The organism is Botrimarina hoheduenensis (assembly GCF_007859815.1).
In the GTDB taxonomy this organism is placed as follows: domain Bacteria; phylum Planctomycetota; class Planctomycetia; order Pirellulales; family Lacipirellulaceae; genus Botrimarina; species Botrimarina hoheduenensis.
In genome coordinates, this window is the sequence record NZ_SJPH01000001.1 from 681,286 (window position 1) to 708,017 (window position 26,732).

Annotated in this window: 26 protein-coding genes; 8 read left to right on the plus strand and 18 right to left on the minus strand. The window is 62.4% G+C overall.

The genetic code is table 11. From position 1 onward, the window contains the following. Nucleotides 1-4: 4 nt before the first annotated feature. Nucleotides 5-880, minus strand: coding sequence for a MerR family transcriptional regulator (locus Pla111_RS02610; protein ID WP_146571064.1), 876 nt, complete (start codon nucleotides 878-880; stop codon nucleotides 5-7). Between the two features lie 197 nt (nucleotides 881-1,077). On the opposite strand from Pla111_RS02610, the gene Pla111_RS02615 reads away from it, so the two are divergent. After that, complete coding sequence (locus Pla111_RS02615; protein ID WP_146571066.1) at nucleotides 1,078-1,452, plus strand: hypothetical protein; 375 nt, start codon at nucleotides 1,078-1,080, stop codon at nucleotides 1,450-1,452. 23 nt (nucleotides 1,453-1,475) lie between these two features. Here Pla111_RS02615 and Pla111_RS02620 read toward each other — a convergent pair whose 3' ends face one another. After that, nucleotides 1,476-2,741 carry a heparan-alpha-glucosaminide N-acetyltransferase domain-containing protein gene (locus Pla111_RS02620; protein WP_197524688.1) on the minus strand — a complete coding sequence of 422 codons (1,266 nt, stop codon included), beginning with the start codon at nucleotides 2,739-2,741 and terminating at the stop codon, nucleotides 1,476-1,478. 133 nt (nucleotides 2,742-2,874) lie between these two features. Between Pla111_RS02620 and Pla111_RS02625 the strand changes: the two genes are divergently transcribed. After that, on the plus strand, nucleotides 2,875-4,260 hold the full coding sequence (locus Pla111_RS02625; protein WP_197524689.1) for an MFS transporter: 1,386 nt from the start codon (nucleotides 2,875-2,877) through the stop codon (nucleotides 4,258-4,260). A gap of 88 nt (nucleotides 4,261-4,348) precedes the next feature. Here Pla111_RS02625 and ppnP read toward each other — a convergent pair whose 3' ends face one another. The 3 genes from ppnP to thiC all read right to left on the minus strand — a co-directional run bounded on the left by ppnP (nucleotide 4,349) and on the right by thiC (nucleotide 6,609). Then, nucleotides 4,349-4,669, minus strand: a complete 321-nt coding sequence (gene ppnP, locus Pla111_RS02630; protein WP_146571072.1) for a pyrimidine/purine nucleoside phosphorylase — start codon at nucleotides 4,667-4,669, stop codon at nucleotides 4,349-4,351. Nucleotides 4,670-4,775: 106 nt separating this feature from the next. Then, complete coding sequence (locus Pla111_RS02635) at nucleotides 4,776-5,204, minus strand: heavy-metal-associated domain-containing protein (protein WP_146571074.1); 429 nt, start codon at nucleotides 5,202-5,204, stop codon at nucleotides 4,776-4,778. Between the two features lie 52 nt (nucleotides 5,205-5,256). Further along, entirely contained in the window at nucleotides 5,257-6,609 is a 1,353-nt protein-coding gene (gene thiC, locus Pla111_RS02640) for a phosphomethylpyrimidine synthase ThiC (RefSeq protein ID WP_146571076.1), read from the minus strand. 428 nt (nucleotides 6,610-7,037) lie between these two features. Between thiC and Pla111_RS02645 the strand changes: the two genes are divergently transcribed. Beyond that, entirely contained in the window at nucleotides 7,038-7,757 is a 720-nt protein-coding gene (locus Pla111_RS02645) for a PEP-CTERM sorting domain-containing protein (protein ID WP_146571078.1), read from the plus strand. Nucleotides 7,758-7,822: 65 nt separating this feature from the next. Here the strand turns inward: Pla111_RS02645 and Pla111_RS02650 are convergent, their stop codons facing one another. The 5 genes from Pla111_RS02650 to Pla111_RS02670 all read right to left on the minus strand — a co-directional run bounded on the left by Pla111_RS02650 (nucleotide 7,823) and on the right by Pla111_RS02670 (nucleotide 14,087). Continuing rightward, nucleotides 7,823-9,496 (minus strand): trypsin-like peptidase domain-containing protein, encoded by a 1,674-nt coding sequence (locus Pla111_RS02650; RefSeq protein ID WP_146571079.1) that lies wholly within the window; start codon nucleotides 9,494-9,496, stop codon nucleotides 7,823-7,825. Nucleotides 9,497-9,516: 20 nt separating this feature from the next. After that, nucleotides 9,517-10,626, minus strand: a complete 1,110-nt coding sequence (recA, locus tag Pla111_RS02655; RefSeq protein ID WP_146571571.1) for a recombinase RecA — start codon at nucleotides 10,624-10,626, stop codon at nucleotides 9,517-9,519. 208 nt (nucleotides 10,627-10,834) lie between these two features. Further along, entirely contained in the window at nucleotides 10,835-11,404 is a 570-nt protein-coding gene (gene thpR, locus Pla111_RS02660) for an RNA 2',3'-cyclic phosphodiesterase (RefSeq protein WP_146571081.1), read from the minus strand. Nucleotides 11,405-12,003: 599 nt separating this feature from the next. Beyond that, nucleotides 12,004-12,921: a PfkB family carbohydrate kinase gene (locus Pla111_RS02665; RefSeq protein ID WP_146571083.1), complete on the minus strand. Its 918-nt coding sequence runs from the start codon at nucleotides 12,919-12,921 to the stop codon at nucleotides 12,004-12,006. 308 nt (nucleotides 12,922-13,229) lie between these two features. Continuing rightward, nucleotides 13,230-14,087 (minus strand): B12-binding domain-containing protein, encoded by an 858-nt coding sequence (locus Pla111_RS02670; protein WP_146571085.1) that lies wholly within the window; start codon nucleotides 14,085-14,087, stop codon nucleotides 13,230-13,232. 369 nt (nucleotides 14,088-14,456) lie between these two features. On the opposite strand from Pla111_RS02670, the gene Pla111_RS02675 reads away from it, so the two are divergent. After that, nucleotides 14,457-15,353 (plus strand): sigma-70 family RNA polymerase sigma factor, encoded by an 897-nt coding sequence (locus Pla111_RS02675; protein ID WP_197524690.1) that lies wholly within the window; start codon nucleotides 14,457-14,459, stop codon nucleotides 15,351-15,353. A 36-nt stretch (nucleotides 15,354-15,389) separates the two neighbouring features. Beyond that, nucleotides 15,390-16,343, plus strand: a complete 954-nt coding sequence (locus Pla111_RS17105) for an AhpC/TSA family protein (RefSeq protein ID WP_197524691.1) — start codon at nucleotides 15,390-15,392, stop codon at nucleotides 16,341-16,343. A gap of 92 nt (nucleotides 16,344-16,435) precedes the next feature. Here the strand turns inward: Pla111_RS17105 and Pla111_RS02685 are convergent, their stop codons facing one another. The 8 genes from Pla111_RS02685 to Pla111_RS02720 all read right to left on the minus strand — a co-directional run bounded on the left by Pla111_RS02685 (nucleotide 16,436) and on the right by Pla111_RS02720 (nucleotide 24,399). After that, a complete protein-coding gene (locus Pla111_RS02685) occupies nucleotides 16,436-17,308 on the minus strand; it encodes a hypothetical protein (protein ID WP_146571089.1) in 873 nt (290 codons plus the stop codon). Between the two features lie 379 nt (nucleotides 17,309-17,687). Continuing rightward, entirely contained in the window at nucleotides 17,688-18,413 is a 726-nt protein-coding gene (locus Pla111_RS02690; RefSeq protein WP_197524692.1) for a DUF429 domain-containing protein, read from the minus strand. A 17-nt stretch (nucleotides 18,414-18,430) separates the two neighbouring features. Next, nucleotides 18,431-18,910 carry a 6-pyruvoyl trahydropterin synthase family protein gene (locus tag Pla111_RS02695; protein ID WP_146571093.1) on the minus strand — a complete coding sequence of 160 codons (480 nt, stop codon included), beginning with the start codon at nucleotides 18,908-18,910 and terminating at the stop codon, nucleotides 18,431-18,433. Nucleotides 18,911-18,915: 5 nt separating this feature from the next. Beyond that, the gene (folE, locus tag Pla111_RS02700; protein WP_146571095.1) at nucleotides 18,916-19,515 is read right to left on the minus strand and encodes a GTP cyclohydrolase I FolE; all 600 of its coding nucleotides are present in this window, start codon (nucleotides 19,513-19,515) and stop codon (nucleotides 18,916-18,918) included. Between the two features lie 393 nt (nucleotides 19,516-19,908). Beyond that, nucleotides 19,909-20,508 (minus strand): peroxiredoxin, encoded by a 600-nt coding sequence (locus Pla111_RS02705; protein ID WP_146571097.1) that lies wholly within the window; start codon nucleotides 20,506-20,508, stop codon nucleotides 19,909-19,911. A gap of 120 nt (nucleotides 20,509-20,628) precedes the next feature. Beyond that, nucleotides 20,629-22,206, minus strand: a complete 1,578-nt coding sequence (locus Pla111_RS02710) for a cryptochrome/photolyase family protein (RefSeq protein ID WP_146571099.1) — start codon at nucleotides 22,204-22,206, stop codon at nucleotides 20,629-20,631. A 76-nt stretch (nucleotides 22,207-22,282) separates the two neighbouring features. Next, nucleotides 22,283-23,785 carry a deoxyribodipyrimidine photolyase gene (locus tag Pla111_RS02715; RefSeq protein ID WP_231930599.1) on the minus strand — a complete coding sequence of 501 codons (1,503 nt, stop codon included), beginning with the start codon at nucleotides 23,783-23,785 and terminating at the stop codon, nucleotides 22,283-22,285. Between the two features lie 107 nt (nucleotides 23,786-23,892). Next, entirely contained in the window at nucleotides 23,893-24,399 is a 507-nt protein-coding gene (locus tag Pla111_RS02720; protein ID WP_146571101.1) for a fasciclin domain-containing protein, read from the minus strand. Nucleotides 24,400-24,848: 449 nt separating this feature from the next. On the opposite strand from Pla111_RS02720, the gene Pla111_RS02725 reads away from it, so the two are divergent. The 3 genes from Pla111_RS02725 (at nucleotide 24,849) to Pla111_RS02735 (ending at nucleotide 26,729) form a co-directional block, all read left to right on the plus strand. Next, nucleotides 24,849-25,304: a ferritin-like domain-containing protein gene (locus Pla111_RS02725; RefSeq protein WP_146571103.1), complete on the plus strand. Its 456-nt coding sequence runs from the start codon at nucleotides 24,849-24,851 to the stop codon at nucleotides 25,302-25,304. Between the two features lie 118 nt (nucleotides 25,305-25,422). Further along, nucleotides 25,423-26,193, plus strand: coding sequence for an SDR family NAD(P)-dependent oxidoreductase (locus Pla111_RS02730; RefSeq protein WP_146571105.1), 771 nt, complete (start codon nucleotides 25,423-25,425; stop codon nucleotides 26,191-26,193). Between the two features lie 209 nt (nucleotides 26,194-26,402). Further along, a complete protein-coding gene (locus Pla111_RS02735) occupies nucleotides 26,403-26,729 on the plus strand; it encodes a hypothetical protein (RefSeq protein ID WP_146571107.1) in 327 nt (108 codons plus the stop codon). Nucleotides 26,730-26,732: the final 3 nt, after the last annotated feature.

The following is a 26,732-nucleotide window of genomic DNA, read 5'->3' on the forward strand; positions in this document are numbered from 1 at the left end:
CAGACTAGGCGACGCCTTGGAGACGCTCAAGGTACTCGGTGAGATGGTGCAGCGAGGGGAGCTGCTGATCGACCACGTTGGCAATGCACAATCCGGCAGACTCGATGGCACCCCCACCGATGACAACCAGCGTCTCCGGGGAGCGTTCACGCAGGGGCTTGATCAGCTCGGCCGTGAGTTGCTCAGCAAAGTCGCCGGGCGACTCAAGGTGCGTCACGCTAACACAGAGAAGGCCGGGTCGATGCGCCACCGCGGCGGCGAGGATCTCCTCGAGCGGCAAACCACTTCCGGCAGGCATTACCCGCCAGCCGCTGGAAATCAGCGTGAGCTCGACCAATCGGAGGGGTACCTCCGCAAAGTCTTGCAGCGGTGTCGCGACGATGGCCAGCGGCCGTTCGTCGTCCGTGTCGTCCAGCCAGCGGCGTATCTCGTGCAAGATCGCCATCATCACTTGGCAGGCTCGTCGTTCCTGGTAGACAGCCACGGTGCCCGCCTCCCAGCCATCGCCGATGCGGCGGAGCACGGGGCCGATCAACTGATCGCCGAGCCGCGCAATCGACTCGCCGGCTTGATAAAAGCCGAGCACGAGGTTGCGACACTCCTCTTCGCGGCCCGCCACGAGCTCCTCGTGCAGCAGATCACGCGCCGCCGAGAGGGGTTTGGCAAAGCCCGACGCCACCAGGCCGATTACCTCGGGGTGGGCGACCGGGTGGCCGGTCTCGCGCACGAACTGCGCGACGCTGGGCAGCAACACCTTGCGGTGGCCGCCCGCTGTCTTCGAGGCCTCCAGCCGGCCCGAATCAACCCATCTTTTGACCGACGACTCGCTCACGCCCAAAGCGAACGCGATCTGCTTCGGAGAGAATGTCGCGATGGGCATATCAGAGCTGCAGTTCGCAAGGGTTCCGTGCCTGAGACATCCCTTTCGCGTGACACGAAGAAACACAATAAGGATAATCGGCTTTCCCCACGGGAACGGATCAAGCCGCCGCGACCCTTGCCGGATGCGCCGATTATAGCGAACCTCATGGTCTGCCAGGGGATCAACCGCTAGAGGAATCGCGAGAAATCGGGCTGATGGCCAATTGTGACGAGGGCTACTTGTGCGAAGTATGCGGTGACGATGTCGGAGCCATTACCGACTCCGACCTCTATCTTCGTTATGTGATTGGTCTGCTCGACCCGGAGGTGTTGCACACCACCCGCGAGCGACACCTGCGCTGCAACCCGGCCCTTGCGCAGTACGTGGTGGACGAGCGGTTTGCAGCAGTCGTCTGCGAGGGCGCGTTCGACAAGCGCACGCTCGACCCGGCGTTTGTACGCGAGCGCGAAGCGCTCGTGACACGCGGCTGGTGCCGGTTGCGGGAGCTTGCCAAGGCGCAGGAGCTGCCGATTACGGAGTATCCGCTGCCCGAGGTGGTCGAGCGAATGCGGCGCGAAGCCGGGCGATAACGCGCTGGCGTAAGTGGTGCAAATCAGACACGCCAGTAGATTCCACGCCGGTCAAGTCGCCAGGCGATCGCGGCCCATCCCACGATCCACAATAGCGCCCAGCCAAGGCTCGCCGCTGCTGGCGAACCGGTCAGCGTGCCTAGCCACGCCTGAACGCCGGCGGCGATCGAGTCGCTTCCTCCGTCCGGTAGCGGTACAAGCCACTTGGCGAAGATCAGCTTGAAAGACAGTTCGGCACCCACATACACCGCGAGTGCGTTCCTGCCCATCGCTTGAAGCCACGCCGTGCCGGGCAGGCCCCCGATGTCGATCGACGCGTGGCAGCCGGCGAGCAGCAGGGTCGCGCTTCCCGCCGCGAGCAAACAGTAGGCTGGAGTGAAGAACCATTTGCTGTAGGGCGCGGTGGCCGTGCCCCATAAGCCACCCCCTTCAGGCTGGTAGCCCCACTGCAATAGGACCGCAATCAGCAGCAGCGACAAGCCCAGCGCTGCCAGCCGAGCAGCCGGCAGGTAGCGTGCTTCGCGACCCAGGCTTGCGGGCAACGGAACGGGGGGGACTAAACACTCGGTTGCCAGACCTCCCAGCACCGCGATGGTCGCCAGTGGCAAAAATTGATCGGCCATGCCGATCCAGCCGATGAGCAGGCTGCTGAGGGTTGCGACGGGGACGTAGTCACCGTGAAGCAGTTGGCCGATTGCGTCGAAGTGGGCCCAAGTGCCGGGGCCTGTCGGCGCGCCCGCGGGCGGACGGGGCGTGACGATCTGACTGACCCACTCCCAGGGCAACAGCAAGGTGGCCCATTTTGCCAAGAGTGTCGCCACGACGAAGGCGATTTTTCCGGCGCGCGGCAGCAGCCACACCGCCACCGTCACCACATACGCGACACCGATCAGTTGGAGGATGTTCCATTCGAACAGACTCCGCCATGTGATCGGCCGCGTTGTCGCGTAGGAAGCGATTGTCAGCAGCACGCCCCACAGGTAGATCTTCGCGCCGCGAAGCGTTGCCCCCCTCAGCATTGCCGCCGCCGAGCAACCTCGCCCGCGACCGCTCCGCACCGAAAGCGGCACGGCGGCACCCATCATGAATACGAACCAGGGAAACACCAGGTCGGTCAGCGTGGCACCTTGCTCGGGAGCATTCCACGGCACGTGAAACAACTGGGCCGGAAGCGCCGCCGCGTTCCAGGTCATGTTCACGAGCAGCATCAGCGCGATCACAAGCCCACGCATCGTGTCGAGCGAAGCAAGCCGGGGGGGACGCGCGGCGGCGGCGACGGAATCGACCATGCTTCGCATCGTGACCTTTTGGCTTGAAAGCCGCAATCGGGCCTCCGGCATCCGATCCAAGTTCTCTCAAGACGCGAGGGGTGTGGTGAGACTCGTCTATCGGCGAGCCCCATTCTGCTCAACAATTGTCCGCATGACCGACCACCACGAGCCCTCTCCGACCATCTTGTTATCCACACCGCCACGCGGGCCGCTGCCCTTACCCGAGACAGAACCCCGCCGCGCAGCCGAGCCATTGCCGCCGCTGCTGCAAGACTCTTCTTTTTGGGGCATGTCGGTCACCCAGTTTCTTGGTGCCTTTAACGACAATCTTTTCAAGCAGCTGTTGCTGCTCTTAGCCACGCCTTCGGCAGTGATGATCGCCGCCGCGCAGGCCCGGGGTGAGCAGGTCCCCGATCGCCAAGCCGAGGCGATGATTGTTTTTGCCGCGGCTTTCCTGCTGTTCTCTGGCATCGCGGGTTGGTTGGCTGACCGAATGAGCAAACGCACGCTCATCGGCTACGCCAAGGTTGCCGAGATCGGTGTCATGCTGCTCGGAATGGTGGGCTTTTATTATTACGACGTGATCGGTTTGCCTGGCATGTTCGCGGTGCTGTTTCTGATGGGGCTTCAGAGCACGTTCTTCGGCCCGCCCAAGTACGGCATCCTGCCGGAGATGATCCACGAGCGTGATCTCCCGCAGGCGAACGGTATCTTCTTGATGTTCACCTTTGTGGCCATCATCTTCGGAACCGTCCTGGCGGGCATGGCAAAGGAGCTGAGCGACGCGGGCGGTGCCGTTTGGATGGTGTCGGGCGTGTGTGTGCTGATCGCGGTTGTCGGCACGTTGACGAGTTTGCTTGTCAGGCCTGTGTCGGCAGCGAATCCGGGCTGCCCGCTCCGCTGGACCGATTTCTTCGTGCCGCCCGAGTCGATACGGCTGGTGCGAGCCGACCGCGAGTTGCTGCTGGCCCTCGTCGTGACCAGCAGCTTCTGGCTGCTGGGTAGCATCGTTCAGCAAGCGGTGAACGCGCTGGGGAAGTCACAGCTAGGGCTTGATGATGGCAACACGAGCATCCTCGCGGCGATGCTCGGCGTGGGGATCCCCGTTGGCTGCCTGATCGGCGGCAAGCTTTCTGCCGGACGCATCAATCCGCGTGTCGTCACCGCGGGAGCCGTCGGGATCGTCGTTTGCCTCTCTCTCTTGAGTCTGCGTGGCGGGCCCAATGATCACCTGCTGGGTTTCTACGGCAGTATTCCTGTCCTGATCGGTGCCGGGATAAGCACAGGAATCTTTATCGTGCCAATCCAGGTGGCGGTTCAAGCGCTGCCCCCGGCCAACGAAAAGGGCCGCATGATCGCCCTGATGAACCAGTGCAACTGGGTTGGCATCATCTTTGGAGCGTTGCTCTACAAAGCGACACTGTGGGGCGTCGAAGCGCTCGATCAGCCGCGCAACACCGCTTTCGCTGTGGGGGCGCTGGTCATGTTGCCCATCGCGATCTTCTATCAGCCCAAAGAAAGAGCGCTGGGCGATTAGAACGCGCTCCAGATAGCCGGAGCGTCATTCTCGCCGTAACGATCGCGATGCTTGATCGCTGCTAACGCGATAGGGCCGTATGACCGCACTACGCTTCCAAGAACGAACAGACGTAGTCGGTAAGCTCGCGTGCGTTGATCTTAAAGCGGGATCCGCCGGGCACGTTGAACGAGTCGCCCTCGCCATATTCCTGCCAGTCGGTTTCGCCCGCGAGTTGAACGGTCACCCGACCCGCGGTGATCTCCATCAGTTCGGGCTTATCGGTGCCAAACTCATACTCGCCTGGCTGGAGCATACCCAGGGTTTTCGTCGATCCGTCAGCAAACTTGAGCGTGCGGCTGGTGACCTTACCGTCGAAGTAGACATTCGCGCGAGCAACCACCGTGACGTTGCTGAATTCAGTTGACATGATGCCGCAACAGGAGAGTGGAAAACGCTGATTCAAGAACGATCCGATCCCGCACGGGACCGAAGTAGGCAGCTTGCCCGCTACCCTTCTGCTCGGGGTACGACGATCAGCCTTTGCTGGCAGATTCGCCCGACTCGTCGGTGGGCTCGGGGTTCTGAGCGTCGTCGCCTTTGACGGTTGCCTCGCCGTACTCCTCTTCTAGGGCGGCTAGCGCGGCGTCGGCATCGAAGGTCGCCTCGTCGACGGCGATCGTTGCGATCTTCGCGTCGGCGTCGGCCTTGGCGTCTAGCACTCCGGTGGTTCCCTTCAGTACGCGGCAGACTCCCGCTGCGCACGCGCTGCAGTGCATCCCCGGAACCTCAAACTCAACGGTCGGGGCTCCGGCCACGTTGAAGACAGCCGGTGTCACGTCGATGTTGGTTGAGACTCGGTCGGCGGGCGGTGTTTTAGCAACGGGTGCCTCACTGCACCCAACAACGAGAGAGACCAACAGCAGCGACGCTGCCAGCAGCGTCGCGGGGGGTACGGTGCGCATGGGACTTGTTCTCTAAAGGATAGGCGTTGGTTTAGACGGGGAACTCCTGCGATCAGTCCGCGCTCGGTGCCGAGAGTTCCACGAGCTTGCCCTGTGGCAGTTCATCGGCCATCTTGCGGATGTCCTGCGTGATCTTCATCGAGCAGTACTTGGGCCCGCACATGCTGCAGAAGTGAGCGCTCTTGAATGTATCTTGGGGCAGCGTTTCGTCGTGGTAGCGACGCGCGGTCTCGGGATCGAGTGCCAGCCGGAACTGTTCGTTCCAATCGAATTCAAAACGGGCTTTTGATAGCGCGTCGTCCCGATCTTGGGCACCGGGCCGTTTGCGCGCCACGTCGGCAGAGTGGGCGGCGATCTTGTACGCGATCATGCCCTGCTTGACGTCCTCGGGCTCGGGGAGGCCGAGATGCTCTTTCGGCGTGACGTAGCAGAGCATGGCCGCACCATGCCAACCGGCCAGGGCCGCGCCAATGCCGCTGGTGATGTGGTCGTAGCCCGGCGCGATGTCGGTCACGAGGGGGCCCAGCACATAAAAGGGGGCTCCGTCGCAGACCTCTGCTTGGCGCTCCATGTTCATCTGTATCTGGTCCATTGGAACGTGGCCCGGACCTTCCACCATCACCTGCGTGCCCCGCTCGCGCCCGCGCTTGGTGAGCTCGCCCAGCACATCAAGTTCCGCGAACTGCGCCGTATCGCTCGCGTCGGCAATCGAGCCCGGCCGCAAACCATCGCCCAGGCTCCAGGTGACATCGTACTGACGCATGATATCGCACAGGTCATCGAACGCTTCGTAGAGCGGGTTCTGCTTGCGGTGTGTCATCATCCACTTGGCGATGAGCGATCCGCCACGGCTGACGATGCCCGTCACCCGGTTCATGGTGTAGGTCAGGTGCTCCAGCAGCACACCGCAGTGGATCGTCATGTAATCGACCCCTTGCTTGGCTTGATGCTCGACCATGTCCAAGAAGTGCTGCGCGGTCATGTCCTCGATATCGCCGCCCAGTTCTTCCAGCATCTGATAGATCGGCACCGTACCTATCGGCACGGGCGACGCACCGATGATCGCCTTGCGGATGCCGTCGATGTTCTTGCCGGTTGAAAGGTCCATCACCGTGTCGGCACCGAAGTGCACCGCGGTATGGAGCTTTTCAAGCTCACCGTTGATGTCGCTCGTTACGGCTGAGTTACCGATGTTGGCGTTGACTTTGCAACGCGACGCGACGCCAATGCACATCGGCTCCAGCACACCAGCCAGGTGTACCGTGTTCGCGGGAATCACCATCTGGCCGCGGGCGACCTCGTCGCGAATTGTTTCGGCGGGCAGGTTCTCGCGCTTCGCGACGTACTCCATCGCGTCGGTGATCTCACCGGCACGGGCAAACTCGAGCTGGGTAACTGGCGTCATTGTGGGCAATAGCTCCTTCAGTGCCGCGGGCGGCAGAGGTCTCAGTGATTTAGAAAGCGGGGAGACTGGCAAGCCTCCTAAACTATGGCACCAGCCGTACTTTCAGCTACCGATCCTAGCGGTCGGGGGCGTCTGGTCAAAGTGGCTTAAGCACCAACAACCGATCCCGAAACGGAGTTTTCACTCTCTCAGCCTCGACAAAGCCAGCGGGGCCGCCGAACTCGCCGGGCCGGATAATCCGTTCCACCCGCGGCTTCCGCAGCCCGACTAGGGGAGCAACCCGCCACGGCGTGGCCCGAGCCGCCTTAGGCGACAACGGATTCATTGCTGCCCGAGGTTCGACCACCTACAATAGAAAGCAAGTGGTTTGGCCCTTTTCGCCGTATTTAAGCCACTCAGCTGCCTCGACCAGGAACACGAGAAGGCCCTTGCAAACTACCTGGCGATCGACCGTTATCGCGACGCTCGGGATGCTGATTTTGTCCGTAGCGACAAGCAGCGCGGCGCTGATCGCGATTGTCGATGATGATTCGGGCGAGTTCTATTTTAAGAACACCGGCCCGGGGTCCTTCGTGCTCGACGCTTACGCAATCAACTCTCCTTTTCTGAGCCTGACGCCCGGTCCCTGGGTTTCGATTACGGGCAACTACGATTCGGCGGGCGATCAGTCGGTGTCTTCCTCGCCGTGGTTCGTTTTGTCGGCAACTTCGCAAGAGCTGGCCGAAGCGGGGAGCGTCTCGAGCGGCCTGCTCACTGCGGGAGAGGTGGTTTCTTTGGGCGATATTTACAACCCGCTCGGCACCCCCGCCCTTACCGTCCGTGCTTTTCAGGGCATTGTGGAGACGCCCGTGGCGGTGAGCTTTCGCTCGCTTCTGGGGGATTACGACGACGACTTAGACGTTGATGTCGATGACTACTTTGTGTTTACCGCCACGTTTGGGTCAACGATCGACCTGCGGGCCGACGGCAATAACGACGGCATTGTCTCCGCCGCGGACTACACCATTTGGCGCGATCGCTTCGAGCCGATGTTGGGCAGTGCGCAAGCGCGCTTGGCCCTTGCGCTAGGTATCCCCGAGCCCGCTACCGCAGCCTTGCTGCTGGTCGCGATGGCAACCGGTAAGCTCCGTTGTTGCCGTTGCCGTTGAAGCGGAAGCTTGACACCGACCAGCAGAGGCGGCATCCCCCTTCGTTAGCTGCTGGATCGCAAGCATCACAAGCCGTTTAGCCCCGGCCCTTGTGCGGGGCTTGGCAGCGGCTTGGTGAATTTCAGGCGGGCGGTTTTGGGAGCGGCGTTGACGGCTTGGTAGAACTCGTCGGGGGTGCTGACCCGATTCCCATCGACATGGCTGATGTACACATAGGGTCGGACTCCTAAGCTCCACGAAACGCTGCCCGGCTCCACCTCCGAAACCACCACGCAGCCCTCGGGATCGAGGTGTCCGTTGAGAACGCGATCCGACAGCGTTGCTGCCGGCACGGCTGTCGGATAATCCACCCGCAATCCCTGCCACTGCGGCCGCTGACTGGTGACGATCTTCGGCCCTTCGACATAGGCCTTGCCCAATCGCACCGTGGTTTGCGACTGCTGAGGCCCGCGGAGATACTTAACAACCACATCTTCGCCCGGCCCGAACGCGGCGACCGCCAGCTGCAAGCTATAAGCATCGGTGACTGGCTTGCCGCCGACGCTCGTCACAATGTCGCCATTGAGCAACCCCGAGCGGCCTGCCGGCCCCGGGCCGTAGACTTCGCTCACCGTAACTCCCCGGTCTTTGGTGAGCGCCCGCGGATCGATCCCAAACCGGATTCCCAACAGGCCGTACTCAGGTTCTTTCCCCTCGCTGAGCAGCTGGACGGTGCGGCGGAGAGGCTTGTTCAGCGGGATCGCGTAGCCCGCAGGTTGCTCGTGCCCAGCAATCATCGAGGTGGTGGTGAGTATCCCGACGAGCTCTCCTTCAAAGGTCACGAGGGCTCCACCGGCCGCGTTCCAGCCCAGCTGAGCATCGGTCTGAATCAAGGCACCGAAGTGGCTGAGAGTTGTTCGGGGGGTGTCCAGCTCTTCGGTGTCGTCGGCCAGCAGATCTTCCCCCGCCGGGGCACGGCGGGCGGTGTTGGCGATAATGCCCCAACTCGCGGTCGGTTGGCCATCGCTCGCGATCGAAAAGGGATTGCCGATAGCGATCACGAAGCGCCCTTTGCGCAGCTTCTCGGCCTGCCCCAACGGCAAGGCGGGCAGTTCAAAACGCTGGCCGCGTTCCGGCTCAACCCGCAGAACCGCCAGACTGCTTCGGGGGTCGGCACCAATGACCATCGCCGGCAAAACCTGCCCCTCGACCGTCGTGATGGTGTGGGCGTCGGAGACGCCGATCGCTTGGTACTGAGTCAGCACGAGGTCTGGCCCGATAACCACGCCCGCTCCATGGCCGATCGCGGCGATACTCCCGATTAAACGCAAGTCGGCGAACGGATCTTGCCGATCGGCCAGCGCCGGGCCGATCGCGTTGAGTTGAGCGGCGAGCCCTGGCCGCGGACGTTGCTGCGGGTAACGGGTGATCGCCACGACCGAGCGCTCGGTGGCGGCGATCGTCTGGATTAGCTCGTCTTGTAAGGCAGCCAGTACGGCGGCTTTGGCGGAAGGCGCGTCGGCCGCTTGGGCGACCGCTTGCGACATCCAAGCCAGAGACAGCGCTCCGACAAGCGCGACTTGGACCGCCGCGGCCGCTGCGCCATGCGATCGCACGGCGCTCTGGCACCGCTTAGCAGCAACACGGCCTCGCACGGCAGCAGCGCCGTCGTGCGAGGCAGCAACGCTAACTTGGTGGTTCGAGGCACTCGGAACCAAACCAAGCTGATTCAAGGCAAGTTTTGCCGCGGCGTCTTCCATCGGGCAGTCGTGTAAGGGGTTCAGATCTCGTCCTCGAGCGGCTCGTCGTCTTCTTCGGTCGGCTTCGTCGTCGCAAGCAGGTCATCGAAGCCGCCGATGGCGAGGAGCTTATCTTTGATCTCGTCGGCCACGTCTTTGGATTCTTTGAGGAACACCCGGGCCTTTTCTTTGCCCTGACCGAGCTGCATCTCTCCGTAGCGGAACCACGCCCCGGTGCGCGAGACGATTTTCTTCTCGATGCCGAGGTCTAAGAGGTCGCCCTCGTAGCTGATGCCGTCTTTGTGCATCATATCGAACTCGGCGACACGGAAGGGGGGGGCCACCTTGTTCTTGACGACTTTCGCGCGAACGCGTTGGCCCACTACTTCTTCTCCGTCCTTCAACTGGCCGATGCGACGGACGTCGATCCGGCACGAGCAGTAGAACTTCAGGGCCCGGCCGCCGGGGGTGGTCTCCGGGCTGCCGAACATCACGCCGATCTTCTCACGGATCTGGTTGATGAAGATCACCGAGGTCTTGCTCTTGGCGATCGCGCCGGTGAGCTTGCGCATCGATTGGCTCATGAGGCGCGCCTGCAAGCCCACGTGGGAGTCGCCGATGTCGCCGTCTAGCTCCTTCTTCGGCACGAGCGCCGCGACCGAGTCCACAACGATAATGTCCACCGCGTTGCTCTTCACGAGCATCTCGGTGATGTGCATGGCCTCTTCGCCGTGGCTGGGCTGGCTCACCAGGAGCGTTTCGAGATCGACCCCCAGCTTCTTGGCCCAGCTCGGGTCGAGGGCGTGCTCGGCGTCGATGAACGCGGCGATGCCGCCGTTGCGCTGCGCTTCGGCCACCACGTGCAGGGCGAGGGTGGTCTTGCCGCTCGATTCGGGGCCAAAGATCTCGATGATCCGTCCCTTGGGAATCCCCTGCCCGCCGAGGGCCAGATCCAGCGACAGGCTGGTGGTCGAGATCCCCTCGATCCGCCGATCCGCCTCGCTCCCCAGGGGCATGATCGCCCCTTCGCCAAACTGCTTTTCGATGGCCGCCACGGTGTGCCGAAGGTCGTCGCTGCCTTCAAGCATCGTTTCGATCGCGGAGCTGGGCTTGCTGGCTTTGCTCTTCTTTGCAGAACTCTTCTTGGCCATTTGGGTAGCGGGGGCGGTGCGCCCATTGGGGGAAGCGGTGGAGACCATCTCGCGGTTCCTCGGTTATCGGAGCGGGGGCCGGCCAGTGCAAGCGGCGGCGATGGGTACTGTACGCAAGAACACTCTATCGGTGTTCGGGTGTTCACGCAACAGTTTTTCCCCAAATTCTCCGCCGCCACCGCACAAACGCCGGCTGATCGGCAGCCGATCACGCCAAACGACACTGCGCCAGCGGATAGTACTCGGGCCCTGCCGAGCTGAGTTCGCTCGCAAACACCGTCAGACGGCGCACTCGGGTGACTCCCGCGTCGTAGTCGGCCAGCCCCGTCAATGTGGCGGGCAAGTGCGGAGAGATGCCGCCCCCCCGACTCAGCCGCGCTAGCGTCAGATGGGGCACAAATTGCGACCGCTCGCGGCTGGTTTGCAGGTGGCCGACGTCCGCCAGCAGGTCGTCGTGCAAGCGGTGCAAGATGTCGGCTCCCTCGGTCACGCCAAGCCACAGTGCCTTGGGAGAATGGACGTCCGGAAAGGCCCCCACGCCCGACAGCCGTAGCGTGAAGCGGGGCGTTGCCGCCGCCGTCCACTCAGTGTGCTTGCAGGCATCTACCACTTCGCGATCGTCGAGGTCGCCGAGAAAGAGCAGTGTCAGGTGCAGCTGTTCTTCTTCAACCCACCGCGCTCGTGGTGCCAGCGGTCGCAGCCGATCGATGAGCGCCAGCGCGCGCGAAGTCTGATCTTGCTCCGTTTCGATGGCGATAAAGGTGCGCGTCTTGCTCATTCGTATTCCCTCTCGGCGAGCGGCTGGCGCGGGGTTAGGTGCCGATTCTTGCTTCGCGGCGGCAACGTTCGCAGTTAGTCTACTTGCTGGGCAAGCGGAGACGAAACGTGGAGGGAAAGATGCGTCAAGCCTGCTGTGCGTTAGTGGTTCTGCTGCCCGGTGCCTATTCGCAGGCTTTGACGTTCGGCACCGGCGCGAACGCCTTCGACCGGCATCGATGAAGCGAGAGGTGCTAGCCCGTTTGGCTTAGTCGGGATGGCGGGCAGTGTGAGTGTGAATGAGTGGGAGTAGACGAGTCTAGACTTAACCATCACTAACCCTCTAGCATTTCGAGGTGCTCGTGGCGGCAGTCGGAACGACGCATCGCCAGCGGGGCTGTCATCTCGATTCAGCATCTCCGGCGGCTGAAATTTATCTTTATCTCAAGACTTTGTTGGCATACGACTGGTGGCGTTACCAGAGCCATCTGCGAGCCTCATGCTCTTATTCAGCTCTGTCCCTGCTTGGCTCTCGAGGCCGCCATTAACTGAATGGGGCCTGATACCGGTGCGCGAGAACTTTCCGCAGTAGTAGCACCGTCGTGTGTCAACGACTACCGCTTAGAAGGCGAGCATCTTGCGATACTGCGCTAGCCGCTCGTCGATCGCTGCGCGGGTGACGCTCGTCATGCGCTCCAGGCCAAACCCTTCCACGTTGTAGCTGGCCACCACCGTGCCGTAGGCCATCGCCGTGCGGAGCGTGGCCCCGTCGATCTTGCCCTGCTCGGTCAGGTAGCCCATGAAGCCGCCAGCAAAGCTGTCTCCCGCGCCGGTCGGATCGACCACGTCGCGCGTCGGAAAGGCGGGCAGCACGCTCGAATCGAGGCGGCCCGCTTCGTCGCGCCCGAAGTACATCGAGCCGTGCTCGCCCTTCTTGACGATCACAAACCGTGGGCCGAGGTCGAGCACCGCTTCGGCCGCAGCGACCAGGTTCTGCTGGCCGGTGAGCAGCTTGGCTTCGCCATCGTTCAGCACCAGGCCATCGAGCTGCTGCAGCAGCGCGTCGAGGTCGGGCCGGTGCTCGTTGATCCACAGGTCCATTGTGTCGGCCACAACAATGTCGCGGTGCGGTGCCTGGGCGAGCACCTTCGCCTGCACGGCCGGCACTCCGTTGGCCAAGAACACAAACCGTGCGTCTTGGAAAGCGGCGGGCACAATCGGATCGAAGTCGCCAAAAACGTTTAGCTGCACGTCGAGCGTCTCGCGATCGTTCATGTTGGGCAGATAGCGCCCGGTCCAGCGGAACGTCTTGCCCCCCGCGCGCTGCTGCAACCCGGCCGTATCGACGCCGCGCGATTGCAGCAGCTCGGTGTGCTGCGCGGGCCAGTCTTCGCCGACAACGCCCACCAGCCTTACCGGCGTGAAGAAGCTGGCCGCATACGAAAAGTGGGTTGCGGATCCGCCGAGCAGGTCGTCGCGGCGTTCTTGCGGGGTTTCAACATTGTCGATCGCAACCGAGCCGACGACGAGCAGTGACATAGCAGAGATTCTTAATTACGAGGGGGAAGAAGATCGCGTGGGGAGCCAATTCTAGCGAACGATTCGCCGCACGCTCATTGGCAGCGCCCATCGGCCCTGCCGTGCAGCAAGGCCCTGCCGTGCAGCAAAGGGGCGAGCAATCGCGAGGCGTACGCACGCTCACCCACCAACCTGTGCAGATCGTCATCGGCTGAGAGCCGATCGACAAGGGCGGGCCCGCCCAGCACGGCCGGCAAGCGAGCCCAGGCCCACTTTTCGGGGGGCACGATTCGAGGGCCAGCATGTCGCTCCGCAACGAAGCCGTCTCTTTAGCTGCTGCGGAGCTGGCTGATCACCTGACGGAGCTCTCGCAGGCTCTGGCAGGGGTGCAAACGCGGCGAAGCGGGCAACTCACGGGGAAGCTGCTGCCCCCCGATAACGACCTGCATCGAGGCGGGCGTGGCGGCCAAGAATTCCGCCAGCTCAGTGGTCTGCTGGGCGGCGTCATCAACGTTTGAGTAACTCAACCAGAACAGCTCGGGCTGGTGCTTGTTCGCCGCCGAGATCAGCGTTTCAAAGGGCAACGAGCTGCCGAGCGATGTCGCGTTCCAGCCGGCATCAACCAGCACCAGCTCCACCATGAGGGTTGCCAAACGGTAGTTATCGCCCACAGGCGTGCCGCCCATCGCCCGCAGCGATCCGGGCTCGGGGGGGGGCAAGATCGCCCGTAAGTCGTAGAGCACGCGGTTAAGGATCTCGCAGGCGCGATGCTCTTGATAGATCTCGAGGCGACCGCACTGCCAGTTGTCGCCCACCTCATACAGGACCGGTGTGATCAGCTCTTCGCAGATCCTCACCAACGTATTTCCCGCAAGAAATAGGTCAATCAGAACCCGGCGGGCCTGCTCCGGCTTTCCTTCGCTAAGAAACGAGAGGAGTGGTTCGCGCGCCTTTTCGATCGAGCGTGGGCCCGTTCCGGTCCCGACGGGGAGGCCGAGCACCTCCGGCTGAGTCAGAGGATGCTGCTGTTCCCGTAAAAATCGGAGAACCTCTCCCAGGCGGATCCGCCGATGGCCGCCGGGAGTGCGTTCGGTGCTGATCACACCCTGATCGCACCAGCGTTTGAGCGAGGATTCGCTGACGCCGATCGACGTCGCAACCTGTTTAGGGCTAAGGAGTTCCTTCATGCGTGGACTCGCAGGGCCGGCACAGTAAAGCCTTCGGACGTAAGCAGTCTCAGATCCATTTTAGGACTATAGCGCAGCGGCAACTTTTGGCGAGCTGACAGGTCGCCAAAACTATAGGGCGCTCGATTTGAACGATTTGGACGAATTTCGGTTGCCTCGGATAGCCGACACCGGTAGAAAGAGAGTGAACGATTTGAACGATTTTGAACCTCGCTCGTTCGTCCCTCGGAACACCGAGCCCTACAGGCTGGAAACAGCTGGCTCGTCATTGAAACCGGAGTTGTGAAGATGAGAACGACTTCTGCAAGCGCTTCCAGCCGTCTCGGTAGCTCCGCTAATCATTCGGATTGCCGGCGGGACGGTAGCGCGGTGAAAGCTGAGACTCTCAGCCGCAAGGTTCGCGAGATCCTCGGCACCGAGATCGCTTTTATCGCAAACGACAGCTTTGTTGGCCGTCGAGATACCCAAGAGCTGTCCGAGTTTGCCCAAGCAGTCGAGTCGGGAACCGATCCGATGAAGCGGCTCGCGGCCGGCTTGCCCGCCCATCTCGGCCGGATGTGCGCCACGCCACTGCTGACCAGCGAGCAAGAGAGCGAGCTTTTCCAGCGGATGAATTTCTGCCGCTATCGGGCGAACGCCCTCCGCTCGCGGTTGCGGATCAACGCGCCAAACGCCGAGCGGATCGTCGAGGTGGAAGACTACCTGGCGCGTGCCGAACGGATCCGCAATTACCTGGTGCAAGCCAACACGCGTCTGGTGATGTCGATCGCGCGACGCTTCGCGGACCCGCGGAACAACTTTGATGATCTGCTCAGCCAGGGTATCGCATCGCTGATGCACTCGGTGGACAAGTTTGACTATGGCCGTGGCTATCGCTTCAGCACCTACGCCACCTGCGCGGTGCGGCGTGACCTGTACCGCATGGTGATGAGTGCCAAGAAAGACCGCCAACGGTTTTCAACCGGATCCGGCGAGTACCTCGACGGCTGCGAGAGGGCGGCCGACCCGAACACCGAGCTGTCCGAGGCCGCATGGAAGCAGCTCCGTGGAGCAATCGCGCAAATGATGCAGCATCTGGACGAACGAGAGCAGTTGATCGTTGCGGCCCGGTTCGGTCTTGATGACTCGGCAAAGAAGGCTTCCTATAGCCGTCTGGGAGAGCGGCTGGGGATCTCCAAGGAACGTGTCCGGCAGCTTGCCAACCGTGCGATGGAAAAGTTGCGTGAACTGGCCCCCGAGCATCGGCTGGAAGGCCTGCTAAGCTGATCCGTCCCGATACGGGCAACCTCCCCGAGGAATTCGATGGAAGCTTCATCCCCGCCCGATCGCAAGTATGAGCGGGCGTGGATGAAACCCGTGCTGCTGGCGGCCGGGGCGTACAATTTGCTGTGGGGCTTGCTGGCAATCACCGCGCCCCTGGCGCTCTTTCGCTGGGCTCAGATGGAGCCGCCCCGCTATCCCGAGCTGTGGCAGTGCATCGGTATGATCGTCGGCGTGTATGGCGTAGGGTACGCCGTCGCCGCTTTTCATCCGCTGCGTCACTGGCCGATCGTGCTGGTGGGCCTGTTGGGAAAGGTTTTGGGGCCGCTCGGCTTTGCCGGTGCGCTGGTCGAGGGGCGTCTACCGCTCGCCTTTGGTGCGACGATCCTCACGAACGATCTTGTCTGGTGGGTCCCGTTCGCACTCATCTTGTGGGCCGCTTTCAAGCAAGCGACCACCTTGCCCGACCTGGCTTCGCCGGGAGATGCTTTAGCGGAACTGACAAGCGACGGCGGCCAGACGCTCGCCGAGCTCTCGCGAGCCAAGCCGATTTTCGTTGTCCTGTTGCGACACGCCGGCTGCACGTTCCATCGCGAGGCGCTGACGGACTTGCAGCAAGCTGAGTCCGCGATTGAAGCCGCCGGCGCGCAACTGGCGATTGTCCACATGGGGGACGGGCCGAACGCGATTGAGGCTGCCTCGTCGCGCTACACGCTCGACGCCATCCATGTGAGCGATCCCGAGCGTCGTCTGTATCAGCAGCTCGGCCTGCCGCGCGGCGGCTTTCGGCAGCTGCTCGGCCCGGCGGTCTTTCGCCGCGGCTTTAGCGCCTGCGTGCTGCAGGGGCACGGCGTAGGAACCCTTGCGGGCGACGGCTTCCAACTCGGCGGGCTAGCGCTGGTGCGCGACGGAGCGGTGGTCTGGAAGCGTGCGCTAACGAGCGCCGCCGAACGGCCGGACTATGCCGCCGAAGCGCAGCGAGCGTGCCAGGCCTAACAAGGTTGTGGCAGAGTGGTGAACGATTCTGCGAGGCGATCTCGTTCCGACGAGAGCAACAAACGGATGTTGCGGCTACGCCGCGTCGCTTCCTACCGATCAATCCCGATCATCCGGCGCTGCGCCATGCACAAACAGGATGCCACCACAATCATCAGAGCGCTCGCGGGCTCAGGGACGGCTGCGAGGATTTGGTAGGTGGTTCCCGAGGCGCTCGTGAAGTCGGTCGTTGACAGAAGCATTCCCGCCGCATCGCGGGCCTCAATGCCGATTAACTCCACCGTATTGCCGAATTGGGCCGCTGCGCTTGCGAAGCCGCCATCACCGAGGAACTCGGTATCGGCATTAAAGCCCGTGAGCAGCTCAAGCACAAAAGGTTGATTGGCCGCACCGACGAAGGAGTTCGAGACCAGCGTGATATCGATGGGACCCGGCTCGCCGAAGAACCACCGTTGGGGTGGTGCCATGCCGTGTGTCAATTCGATCGAGGCGAAGGCGTTGTAATCGGTGATGGTGCCTGTCACCCGGATGATGTATTTCGAGTTGTAGCCGACTGCCGTCCCGCCGTACTGAAGCGTGTCTTCAAAGCGGGCGATCGACTGCACCGCATAGGCTGTCGGAACGTCCCCCGTGCCGTTGTCGTAGTTGTAGTCGGGGTCGAAATACGTGTTATCCACCATCCCTTGCACGCTGGTGCGGAGGAACAGATAGTTCGCCTGAGCGGTTCCCGAGCCGGAGAAAGTCAGGTCGCCCGACCCGCCGAGTACGGACACATCGTGGGAGCTGGAAGCGCTCGCAGAAACTGCCGAGCCTGAATTTGAACTGGCCGAATCAAGCGCTGTCCCCGTGGACTGATCCCCCTCAATGACCACAGCCTCTGAGTACAGCGCTGTTGCGTTAGCTTGCGAAACGACTGTGATCAACAAGAGAACAAGCAGGGCAATCAACCGAGGCTTATCAGTCATAAGGTTTCCTGTGAGTGTCGTTTTTGGGTGCGGGGTGGATAGCATTGCCGAGAACGACGGCCAGGTCGATCTCAGTAAGCCTTAAGAGTCCCCAACCGAAATAATTACCCAGCTTATCGGGATAAGCAGACCGTATCACCCGCAGTTAGCGAAAAGCAATCTAATTCTGGAGCATTCAGTGCGACATCTTGGGATAGCTCCCGAGAAATTCGGATTGCCAAGTTGGCTTTCCAAGCGAATGCCACCTTCCGGACTTCGACGCAACCTTATGCCGTTTAGCTACTTATGGCAGCGGATTTTTCTTGCGCGGGTGTTATCAACGCGTCACCTGAGCGCGCGCTCTTCTGCGAAGTGAAGAAGACACCGAGGCGCTCGCGGGCTAGTAAACAATCCGCGGCGACTCCGGCGGGGCGTTGCCCGGCACCTGGCGGGTCTGGCCGTCTCGGTGGCGACGGGCGGCGGAGAGCGCGGCCAGGGCGTCGATCTTGTCGTCGTTGGCGACCTGCTTGATCCCTTTCGTCGAAGCCATTGCGCGGCGGATCGCTGCTTGGCCGAATTCCGCTGAGAGCAGGCGGAGCCGCGTCGCACGCCCCTCGGGTGTCTTCTTCGAGGCTTCGATCCCTTTACCTCCGTTCATCTGAGCGAAGCACAGCTCGGGGTGGGTCTCGAACAAGCGCCCGACAAGCTCCGGACGTTCGACAAGCAGGGCCTGCACCTCGCGGACCTTGGGGACCAGATTCCAGGCCTGTACCGAGAGCTTCTGCCCGCTGAGGGCAACAGAAAGCTCGCAAGCTTCTTCATAGGATTGCGCAGCGAGCACCGGTTTCGGCGGGGCCGAGAACACGCTCGACGAACGAGGCCATCCTAAGCGCGTGCGGGCGGCAGCGTCGCAGTCCCGCAGGCCTTCGTCCTGTGGCTTGCCCGCGGGCAGATCGACAGGCATATCGATAGCCCAAAGCGTCACTTCCGGATGCTGCTCGACGAGCGAAGCCAGGCTGGTCCCGACAACCAGGCGGATCGTGCTCATGCCGGCGTCGCCGACCGCTGCAATCCAGCCGGCTCGACAGCCATCGACACCGGCCAGCGTTGCGCTGAAAGAGCTCACAGAGCGGGCAGGGTCGGTCACTCGCGTACCGCCGAAGGTTTTTCACCGCTCAGGCGCGAGCGATCGCGGTTGTCGGCGATCCAATCCTCGCGCGTGTAGGTGATGACCGACGAGTCGGTTTCGCGTACCTCGATGTGCGACAGGCGGAACCCCATCTCGATGATCTCGCTGAACAGCGTGAACGCGAGGTTCTCGACCGTGGTGGGGGCGTCGAACTCCTTGAAGCGGAACCGCTCGCCCGTGCGGCGCTCGTGCTCCTTGAGCGTTTCGTAAAGGGGATCGCTCTTGTTGATGAGCATCCCGTGATCGTAGTGCTCTTTCAGATGGGGTTCGATCTGTGCGTCGAAGTCACCGAACAAGGTCGTTAGAGCCCCGGTCCGCTCGACCTCGAAATGGCAAATCAGCCCGTACCGATGACCGTGCAGGTTGCGGCACTTGTCGGTCAGTTCCTCGTTGCGGTGGGCCGCGTAGAACTTGTACTGCTTCTGGATAATCATCGGGCTCAACCGTTGTTGATCAGCGACATGACCTCAGCCCGGCTGGCCTGATTGGTCTTGAACACTCCCCGCAGCCCGCTGGTGATGGTTGTGCTGCCGGGCTTCTTGATGCCGCGGATGCACATGCACGAGTGCGAGGCCTTGATCACGACCACCACGCCTGCCGAACCGAGCTTGTCTTCAATCATATCAGCGATGGTCTGTGTCATGCGCTCCTGCACCTGGGGGCGGCGGGCGACTTCGTCCACCACGCGGGCCAGCTTGCTGAGTCCCGTAACGCGGCCGTTGGGCAAGTAGCCCACGTGAGCTACCCCGCTGAACGGCAGCAGGTGGTGTTCGCACATGCTGGTGAAAGGGATGTCGCGAACCAGCACGAGCTCGTCGTACGACTCGGGGAAGGTTACTTCGAGATGGCGGGCCGGATCTTTGTGTAGGCCCTCGAACATCTCGGCATACATCTTCGCCACGCGGCGCGGGGTTTCGAGCAAACCGTCTCGCTCGGGGTCTTCGCCAACTGCCCGTAGAATGGTCCGCACGGCATCCTTGATCGCTTCGAGATCGACGGGCGAATCGGTCGCTTTAGGGACTTTATCAACACGCTGCATGGGAGCTCCATTCGCTTGGCTGCACGAGCCATTTCGTGGGGCGCGAAAACCGTTTGAGGACAGTTCGCTTTCTAAGGCCACCGACATGGCGGGTCTCCGTGTGTTTGGGGGCGTCGCCCGCCACCTTTTGGCGGCGATTAGAACGATGACCCGTCAATGAGGCAGATCCGTCGAAAGCGAGCGGCTTCGCACGAGAAAAGGCGAGCGGTGCAACCTGCTTGCGAACGCACAACTGTAGGCGCTCGGCGGACACAGACAACCCGCCCCCCGAAACCCAACCATAAGCCGTGAGCCCCGGGGGGTCGTGCCCCGAGGCTCACAGCGGCTAGCGGTGGGAGGGCACCGATCAGGCATGCTGGGCCGACGCTTCCATCGAGCCCGCCGAGCGGCTGATCAGGCTTTGCTCGCGTACTCGTTCTCAAAGAACGATTTGCTGGCGTCTACCGTGGGCTTGATGGTTGCCGAGCCTTGCTTCCAGTTGGCCGGGCAGACCTCGCCGTTCTTCTCGAAGAATTGCAGGGCTTGGACCATCCGCAGGGCTTCGTCGACGCTGCGGCCTAGAGGCAGGTCGTTAACCACCTGGTGGCGAACGATCCCCTCTTTGTCGATCAAGAACAGACCCCGCAGCGCGATCCCGCCCGGCAGCAGCACGTCGTAAGACTCGGAGATCTTCTTGCTCAGGTCGGCCACGAGCGGGTAAGCCGTCTTGCCGATGCCCCCCTGTTCGCGGCTGGTGTTGGTCCACGCCAGGTGAGTGAAGTGGCTGTCGATCGAAACCCCCAGAATCTGGACACCCAGGGCCTCAAATTCGGCCGCACGATCCGAAAAAGCGATGATCTCGGTCGGGCAAACAAACGTGAAGTCGAGCGGCCAGAAGAACAGCAAGACATGCTTGCCGCGATAGTCGGAGAGCTTCACTTCCTTAAACTGACTGTCCGGCAAGACGGCTTGGGCGGTGAAGTCGGGGGCTTCCTTCTGAACGAGCACGCTCATGGTCAAATCTCCAAGCGGGCGAGGGGCTCATGGCCCTGGCAAAATGACGCGCCGCGGATGACGCGTTGGTGGGTTATTTCAGGCTTAAATGTACTGCCCGCCCCGGCGTCCAGCCACCCGCTATCCGGCCGATCCCTCGGCCAGCTGCTGGCGGAGCTTCTCGGCTTGGCGGCGGATAGCGGCCACCTCATCGGCCGCCTTGCGCTCTAAGTTCTTCACTTGGAGCGACATCCGCGGGTTGGCCGCGAGCCGATCGCGGTGGCGGGCCAAAAAATCCCAGTACAGCGTGGTGAACGGACAGGCCGTGTCGCCGATCGCCTGGGCGGGATCGTAGCGACAGCTCCCGCAGTAGTTGCTCATCCGCTGGACATACTTGCCCGTGGCGGCATAGGGCTTGCTGGCCATCAGACCGCCGTCGCCGTGCTGTGACATGCCCAGCGTGTTGGGCAACTCGACCCATTCGACCGCATCGACGTAAACGGCCAAGTACCACTCATGGACCCGCCGCGGGGCAACCCCCAGCATCATGGCGAAGAGCCCCGTCACCATCAGCCGCTGGATGTGATGGGCGTATCCGTAGCGTAGCGTCTGTCCGATCGAATGCCGCAGGCACTGCATCTCGGTCTCACCGGTCCAGTAGAAGTCGGGCAGCGGCTGGTCGGCCCCCAACTCGTTCCGATCGAGATAGCCTGGCATGTAGTTCCAATAGATGCCGCGCACGTACTCGCGCCAGCCGAGGATCTGTCGCACAAAGCCCTCCACCGCGTTGAGCGGCGCTCGGCCGCGGTGCCAAGCCTCCACGGCGGCTTCTACCACCTCACGCGGCGAGAGGAGCTTCAGGTTGAGCGACGTTGAGAGGTGCGAGTGATACAGCCACGGCTCGTCCGTCCACATGGCGTCTTGATAGTCGCCAAAGCGTGCGAGCCGATGTTCGATGAAATCGTCCAGCGCGTGGCGGGCGTCTGCGACCGTGACCGGCCAGTCGAAGTGATCCAACTCGCCCGGATGATCGGCAAAGCGTTCGGCGACCAGATCGAGCACCGCGCGGGTGATCTTGTCGGGCGGAAAGCCACACCGTTCGGGAATCGCCTGGGGGCCTCGCTTCTTGTCAAAAGCGCCGCGGTTGTCCTGATCGTAGTTCCAATCGCCCCCCGCGGGGCTGCCCTCCTCCATGAGCACGTCAAAGCGTTTGCGTAGCTCGCGATAGAAGTACTCCAGTCGCAATTGCTTGCGCCCTTTGGCGTGGCGGGCGAAGTCAGCGGGGGTTGTGTAGAAGTGGGGATCATCGAGCACCTCCAGCTCATGCCCTGCGGTTTCGGTCGTCGCCCGGAGCGCTTCGAGCACCCGCCAGTCGCCCGGCAAGACAACCCGAACGTGTTCGGGCCTGAGCCGTTCGAGCGCGTCGCCGAGCGCGGCAGAGAGCGTCTCTTCACTGCCGACGCGTGTCCTGCGATCGCTCTTGGTGGGCAGCTCGCGATAGTCCACACGGCGGCCCGCGGTGCGCTGGCTGTCGCGGAAGTGTCGCATGGCCGACAGAAAGAGGGCGATCCGTGCTTGATGGCTCCAGACGTGGGTCGACTCTTCCGCGACCTCAGCCATCCAAACGACATCCCGTTGCGGGTCCCAGTCGTCAAACAGCGGCGAGGCTTGGTCGAGCTGATCGCCCAGCACAATCGCGAGGGTTCTTGTTTTGGCCATGACGCCCGGGGATCATCGTTAACGGCGGGGGAAGCAGCCCCCAACTCGGCGGTTCGGGGCACTACTGCCCGTTGGCCTAGAACAGCGTTTTAGTGCTCTCCGCGGCGTAACGCTTCAGGTAGTCTTTGACCCGTACTTTGCGGGCCGTGTTATCGCTCGTCATGTAGCGGATCTTGCCGAAGATGGGCCGCTCGGGCCCCCAGGCACGATCGAATCGGCCCAGCACCCAGAAGATTCCTGAGTAGCTGTTGGGATCGCGGCCATCGATGGCGTACTTGTTGTTTAGCTCGAGCATGACCGCCAGGGCGTCGCGCGGGGTGGCGCTCCAGTGCAGGATCTTTTTCCCCCACAGCATCCGCAAATAGTTGTGGATGCGACCTTCGCGGAGCAGTTGGCGTTGTGCGGCGTTCCAGAGCTCGTCGTGGGTGCGTGCGTTCTCGAACGCTTCGAGGCTATAGACGTGTTCGCGCGGATCATGCTCGTGCTCAGAGAGGGTCCGCTGGGCCCAATCGGGGAGCGATTCGTAGCGGTCGTAATCGCGCCGCTTGCTGGTGAATTGATAGCCGACCTCGCGCCACGTGATCAGCTCGTCAAGAAAGCCTTCGGCGTTGGGGCTCATGCCCCACCAGCCCTCGCTCGAGCCGTTCGCTTTGGCGGCCAATCGCTGCGGTGTCCAGCGTTCGCGCCGCGTTAACTCGGCAAACACCTCATGGGCAGAAAGGTGGCCCCAGTGGAGCGGAAACGACAGTCCGCTGGCGACCTCCTGCTCTGGCTGGTTGCGGTCGGTTGCGTAAGCCTCGAGGCGATCGTCAAGAAAACGATCCAACGCCGCCCGCGCCGCGACACTGCCGCCCCGCTCGGTGACCGCTTGCACCTGATGATCGATTGGCAGTGAAGCGATCAGCTTATCAGGCGCGGCAAGGTCTTTGACTTTGACCGCCGGCCAACGTGCGGTCACCTTGCTCACGATTCCTTTGGCCGAGGGGAGCTTCGCATTTTTTAGGGGATCGGCCGCGGGGGTTTCGCTCAGGTGGGGGAGCAACTCCTTCTGCAAGTGCCGCCGAAAATCGAACGCCCGTGAGAAACTCTTGGGCGTCGCCCTTAGAGGGTACAACCCGTTCGAGTCTACTAGCTCGTAGCGGCAAGGGATTGATCGCCGCGCAGCGCGCGCCTGCGCTGGCAAAAAGAAGCAGGGGTACTCGTCCGACACGACGACCGCGGCCTCGGCGGCCAGGGTCCGCAGCAGACCTGCGGCGGCACCCCGCTCGGGCTCGAGATAAGGGTAGTAAGCCACCCCCTCCACGCCCTGCAGTGCAGCGTGGTTGTCGTGCATTCCCTGAACGACATAGGTGTGGAAACGATCGCACGCCCAGGGGTAATCAATCCGCAGGGCCTCAAGCACCACCATCGGCTTGCCCAACTCGCGCGCCCAATCGACCACCCGCTGCAAGGCAAAGTTCCACCCGACTCGGCGAAACGCCGTCATCCAGTACAGGACATAACGTCCCCCCTGGTTCACGCCGGGCCCGGCTTCACCGTGCATCGCACGCAGCCGGATTGCGGGGACTTCGCTCTGCATCGTGTACCGACGGTTTGTTGGCTTCAGGATCAAAAAATAACCCTCACCACACCACAAGCGGGGGTGCGGTGAGGGCCATGCTATCCGAAAAAACCTGGTGCGTGCCCTTACGGCAGCATCACCGAGTCGATCACGTGAATGACGCCATTGGTGCATTCGATATCGGTGGCCGTGACCGTAGCACCGCCGATGGTAACCGTGCCGTTGCTGACCGCAATCGGTGCTGCTTTGCCATTGACCGTCGGTGCTTCGCTGAGGCTGACCGCATCGGCGGCCATGACTTTGCCGGGAACGACGTGGTACGTCAAAATCGCGACGAGTTGGTCCTTGGACTCAGGCTTCAGCAGATTATCGATCGTCCCGGCGGGCAACTTGGCAAATGCTTCGTTGGTCGGGGCGAAGACCGTAAACGGACCGTCGCCTTGAAGGGTCTCGACAAGCCCGGCTGCTTGGACCGCAGCCACCAGCGTGCTGAAGCTGCCGTTCTCGATCGCCGTATCGACGATGTCGTGTTGATGAGCCTCACCCGCGGTGTGGGCATCGTCGTGCTTGGCGTCCTTGCATCCGCAAGTGTCGCAAGCGGAACCGACCGTGACGCAAAGCAAGCAAGCCATCGAAAAGAGCAAAGCGGGTAGTACACAGAAAGTGCGCATCGGTAATCCCTGTAATTCTTAGAGAACGTTGAAACGGAGTTAAAAAATTGACGGATCGCTGCGGCTCGTGGGGAACGCTTGGCTACCGTGTTGGCTACTCAGGCTCGGGGCTCTCACCGGAGTTCGCCGGTAAGGCTGTCAATCAGCATGGCGAGATTTTTCAATTCAGTATTCCATGCGATGGAAGTGTCTGTTCTGTAGGAAATCCCCCTCGAGGTGACCAGTTCCAACAAGACGCGACGACACGCCGCGGGTTGTCGAGGGGCCCCTGTCGGCTGACAATCAAGCGGTGCCGTTGCTGCGGGAATCCCGCCGCGACCGGCCATGGCTGATTTCTTAACCCACACACATCGCTGAAACTCAGCGTTTTTCCTCACCAAATTACTTGCCTTAACGGAGTGCCTCCCCCGATGGCTGCTACCCGCGAAGAAACGATCGAGCTCCTGACGACCGCCTACTGCATGGAGCTCGAGACGGTCATGAACTATCTGGCAAACAGCACGAATCTGGACGGTGTTCGTGCTGAAGAGATCAAAAAGTCGCTCGCGGCCGACATTGTCGAAGAGGTGGGCCATGCTCAGTTCCTCGCCAAACGGATCAAGCAGTTGGGCGGGGTTGCTCCGGGATCGAAGCACGTGAAGCTCGGCAACCAGATCCAACCCCCCGCCGATACCACCGACGTGGTGGGCGTGATCAAGGCAGTGATCGCGGCCGAGACGGCTGCGGTTAAGCACTACAAGTCGATCATTCAAGCGACTGACGGTGAGGACTACATCACGCAAGATCTCTGCATCCGTTTGATGGCGGATGAAGAGGAGCATCTGGTCCTGTTCCGCGGTTTCCTTAAAGAGTACGAGAAAAACTGATCGGCCTGGGCCCGGGCGTATGACCGCGGGCGCTAGCGCGACGGATCAGCAAGGGTAGCCGCTGCGCCTTACGCCCTGTCATGAGAGGTCGTGCGCGGCGCAGCAACAGGAGCGATCCATGGCGCTAAGCGGGGCGAGCTATTTGGTACTGGGGGCGGCGGGCGGAATCGGCGCGGCGACATGTCGCCGCCTGCGCGAAGCAGGGGCTAACATGCTGTTGGCTGGCCGCAGCGAAGCGAATCTGTCACCGTTGGCGACCGAGTTGGGGTGTGAGGCCCTCGTGGTCGATGCCACCCAGACCGAGGCCGTCGAGGCTGCCGCTCAGCAGGTGCTCGAGTCGTTTGGACGAATCGACGGCGTGGTGAACGCCGTCGGTTCGTTGCTGCTCAAGCCCGCGCATCTGACCACCGACCAGGAATGGGCCGACACGCTGGCCGCCAATCTCACGACCGCCTTCGCCGCCGTGCGGGCCGCTGCTAAGACGATGCGTCGACCCGGGCCAGCCGGCGTTTCCGGTGGCTCGGTGGTACTGATCTCGTCGGCGGCGGGTCGGGCGGGTTTTGCGAGCCATGAAGCAATCGCCGCCGCCAAAGCAGGCGTAATCGGCTTGGCCCGTTCCGCAGCGGCGAGCTACGCCTCGGTCGGGATCCGGGTCAACGCCGTGGCACCCGGACTGGTCCGCACACCGCTCACCGAGCGGATCTGGGGGACCCCGACCGCCGCCGCTGCTTCCGAAGAGCTCCACGCCGCCGGGCGACTTGGCGAACCCGATGACGTGGCAGCGATGATTGTCTGGCTGCTGGATCCCGCGAATTCGTGGGTCACAGGCCAGGTGATCGGAGTCGATGGCGGGCTCGCCAACGTCCGCCCGCCGACACGCCGTCGCTAGCTGAGAGGCTTGCTAGCGGGGCGGCGTTTTCGGCCAACCTTGCCCCGATTTTCGGTGATGACAAACAAGTCTCGCGCGGGAATGCTTGCCCCAGCGATCTTTAGGGCCCATAGTTAAGATAAGCCAAGCCGTTGCGGACGAACCTTTACTCGTCCACCGCAGCGGGCTTAATTGCCGCCGCTTATTGCAACCGCAAAGAGGTTCTAGCCGTGTTGATCCTGAAATCGTTTGCCGCCGCGCTCTTAGTCTCAGCGGTTGCCGCGCCGGCTGCCGCACGCGGATACGTGGTGTACGCGCCGATCGTGGCTCCTCCGGTGGTCGTGGCTCCGGTGGCACCGACGATCGTCTATCGTCCGGTCACGCCCTACTTTGCCGCCCAGCCCGTCGTGGCTACCGTCCCCGCGCCGGTGGTGGCGGTGCCCGCACCGACCTTGCAGCCCGTGGTGACGACTCGGTACCGACCGATCCTGGGCGGTGCCGTTTCGCGGGTCCGTTATCGCTACGCCCCCGGCGTTGTGGTGGCACCGCTCTACTGAGCG

Coding starts and splice junctions, on each gene's coding strand:
- Pla111_RS02705 (WP_146571097.1), bottom strand. CDS start 20,508: ATGAGCGTGCTCGTTCAGAAGGAAGCCCCCGACTTCACCGCCCAAGCC.
- Pla111_RS02635 (WP_146571074.1), bottom strand. CDS start 5,204: ATGCGCACCGTACCCCCCGCGACGCTGCTGGCAGCGTCGCTGCTGTTG.
- Pla111_RS02715 (WP_231930599.1), bottom strand. CDS start 23,785: ATGCAGAGCGAAGTCCCCGCAATCCGGCTGCGTGCGATGCACGGTGAA.
- Pla111_RS02670 (WP_146571085.1), bottom strand. CDS start 14,087: ATGAAGGAACTCCTTAGCCCTAAACAGGTTGCGACGTCGATCGGCGTC.
- Pla111_RS02625 (WP_197524689.1), top strand. CDS start 2,875: ATGACCGACCACCACGAGCCCTCTCCGACCATCTTGTTATCCACACCG.
- Pla111_RS02665 (WP_146571083.1), bottom strand. CDS start 12,921: ATGTCACTGCTCGTCGTCGGCTCGGTTGCGATCGACAATGTTGAAACC.
- Pla111_RS02650 (WP_146571079.1), bottom strand. CDS start 9,496: ATGGAAGACGCCGCGGCAAAACTTGCCTTGAATCAGCTTGGTTTGGTT.
- recA (WP_146571571.1), bottom strand. CDS start 10,626: ATGGCCAAGAAGAGTTCTGCAAAGAAGAGCAAAGCCAGCAAGCCCAGC.
- Pla111_RS02720 (WP_146571101.1), bottom strand. CDS start 24,399: ATGGCTTGCTTGCTTTGCGTCACGGTCGGTTCCGCTTGCGACACTTGC.
- Pla111_RS02710 (WP_146571099.1), bottom strand. CDS start 22,206: ATGGCCAAAACAAGAACCCTCGCGATTGTGCTGGGCGATCAGCTCGAC.
- Pla111_RS02620 (WP_197524688.1), bottom strand. CDS start 2,741: ATGGTCGATTCCGTCGCCGCCGCCGCGCGTCCCCCCCGGCTTGCTTCG.
- thiC (WP_146571076.1), bottom strand. CDS start 6,609: ATGACGCCAGTTACCCAGCTCGAGTTTGCCCGTGCCGGTGAGATCACC.
- Pla111_RS02685 (WP_146571089.1), bottom strand. CDS start 17,308: ATGACTGATAAGCCTCGGTTGATTGCCCTGCTTGTTCTCTTGTTGATC.
- thpR (WP_146571081.1), bottom strand. CDS start 11,404: ATGAGCAAGACGCGCACCTTTATCGCCATCGAAACGGAGCAAGATCAG.
- Pla111_RS02695 (WP_146571093.1), bottom strand. CDS start 18,910: ATGATTATCCAGAAGCAGTACAAGTTCTACGCGGCCCACCGCAACGAG.
- ppnP (WP_146571072.1), bottom strand. CDS start 4,669: ATGTCAACTGAATTCAGCAACGTCACGGTGGTTGCTCGCGCGAATGTC.
- folE (WP_146571095.1), bottom strand. CDS start 19,515: ATGCAGCGTGTTGATAAAGTCCCTAAAGCGACCGATTCGCCCGTCGAT.
- Pla111_RS17105 (WP_197524691.1), top strand. CDS start 15,390: ATGGAAGCTTCATCCCCGCCCGATCGCAAGTATGAGCGGGCGTGGATG.
- Pla111_RS02610 (WP_146571064.1), bottom strand. CDS start 880: ATGCCCATCGCGACATTCTCTCCGAAGCAGATCGCGTTCGCTTTGGGC.
- Pla111_RS02615 (WP_146571066.1), top strand. CDS start 1,078: ATGGCCAATTGTGACGAGGGCTACTTGTGCGAAGTATGCGGTGACGAT.
- Pla111_RS02725 (WP_146571103.1), top strand. CDS start 24,849: ATGGCTGCTACCCGCGAAGAAACGATCGAGCTCCTGACGACCGCCTAC.
- Pla111_RS02730 (WP_146571105.1), top strand. CDS start 25,423: ATGGCGCTAAGCGGGGCGAGCTATTTGGTACTGGGGGCGGCGGGCGGA.